We start from the raw sequence: 1514 nt of genomic DNA on the forward strand, positions 1-1514 counted from the left end.
GGGGCCGCTCCCGGCCCCGCCTCCGGGCCGCCGTCATCGGCCGGTTCGCCGCCGGCCGGTTCGCCGCCGGCCGGTTCGCCGTCGGCGTCCGGGCCCCCGTCCGCCCCGGTGTCGTCCGCCGCCTCGGCGCCGCCCGCGGCGGTGGGCGCGCCGGTGGCGGCGCCTCGGGTGCTGACGGCGGACGAGTCCAAGCCGGTGTACGAGCTCGACGGCCAGAAGCGGGTGGTCGCGCTGACCATCGACGACGGCCCGGACCCGCGGTACACCCCGACCGTGCTCTCCCTGCTGGAGCAGTACGGAATCCGGGCCACCTTCTTCCTGGTCGGCGAGAACGCCGCCCAGCACCCCGACCTGGTGCGGGAGATCGCCGCCCGGGGTCACCACATCGCGAACCACACCTGGACCCACCCGGACCTGCGGCAGCTCACCGAGGGCAAGGTCCGCGACGAGCTGGAGCGCACCTCGGACCTGCTGCACCGCACCACCGGGAGGCAGCCGACCTGGTTCCGCGCCCCGGGCGGGGACTGGTCCTCGGCGTCGCTCAAGGTGGCCGCCGACCTCGGGATGCGCAACATGGCCTGGTCGGTGGACCCGCGCGACTGGGCCCGGCCGGGCACGGTCGTGATCACCGACCGGGTCCTCAAGGACGTGCGGCCGGGCGCGATCGTGCTCAACCACGACGGCGGCGGGGACCGGTCGCAGACGGTGGCCGCGCTGAAGGCGTACCTGCCGGTGCTGATCGACTCGGGGTACTACTTCACAGCGCCACCGAACTGACGGTGTATGAGGGATGGGTGCAGTGGGTAGCGGGATTGGAGGCTAAACCACTCGAACGAGTGGATTGGAAGAACCGTTTCTGCGGTTTTCGGGCTTCTAGGGTGATCTCGCACCAATTCTCCCGGTGCCGCTGAGCACCGCCCCGAAAGGCCCATCCCCCATGCGTCTGCGCAACGCCACGATCGCCGCCGCCAGTGCGGTCGCCCTCGTCCTCGCCGTTCCCACGTCCGCGAACGCGGCGGTCGGTGACTTCCTCTACAAGGTCGGTCCCGGCGTTCCGGCCGGCATCGCCGACCCGGAGAGCCGCAGCTGCATCAACCTGTTCGGTGCGACGGAGGAACACCCCGCGTTCGCACCCCAGAACCTCACCGCGTCGACGGCCACGGTCTTCCTCGACTTCGACTGCAGCGGCGACACCTTCTACGTCATGAACCCGGGCAAGAAGCTCGGTGACCGGCTCAAGCTGCGTTCGGTCGTCTTCTCCTGAGCCGGGTTCAGGAGCACTTCCGGCGAAGCACGGGACAGTCCGGCGATCGGTTGGGATCGTTCCGGTGGCTCGACACCGGGAGCGGCCGTGCCCTCACCCGTCGCCGGGCTGCCCGCCCGGATCCGTGCGGACCGCTGATCCTCCACGTCGTGCCGGTGCTCGCAGCGGCCGGCTTCGGTGCCTACCGCGCGCTCGGGGCCGGGGGCACCGCCTCCGCCCGGCCGGTCGCGGCCGGCCCGCGCACCGGGGA

At 72.2% G+C, this 1514-nt stretch carries 2 protein-coding genes and 1 pseudogene; 2 read left to right on the top strand and 1 reads right to left on the bottom strand.

Annotated features, from left to right (window positions below):
* A pseudogene (locus MCM47_RS40560) lies at positions 1–191 on the bottom strand (hypothetical protein); the annotation flags it as partial.
* A gap of 4 nt (positions 192–195) precedes the next feature.
* On the opposite strand from MCM47_RS40560, the gene MCM47_RS40565 reads away from it, so the two are divergent.
* The gene (locus MCM47_RS40565; protein WP_238951812.1) at positions 196–777 is read left to right on the top strand and encodes a polysaccharide deacetylase family protein; all 582 of its coding nucleotides are present in this window, start codon (positions 196–198) and stop codon (positions 775–777) included.
* Between the two features lie 160 nt (positions 778–937).
* Complete coding sequence (locus MCM47_RS40570) at positions 938–1264, top strand: hypothetical protein (protein ID WP_238861890.1); 327 nt, start codon at positions 938–940, stop codon at positions 1262–1264.
* The last annotated feature ends 250 nt before the right edge of the window (positions 1265–1514 follow it).

It is taken from the genome of Kitasatospora sp. A2-31 (assembly GCF_022288725.1).
Taxonomy (GTDB): Bacteria; Actinomycetota; Actinomycetes; order Streptomycetales; family Streptomycetaceae; genus Kitasatospora.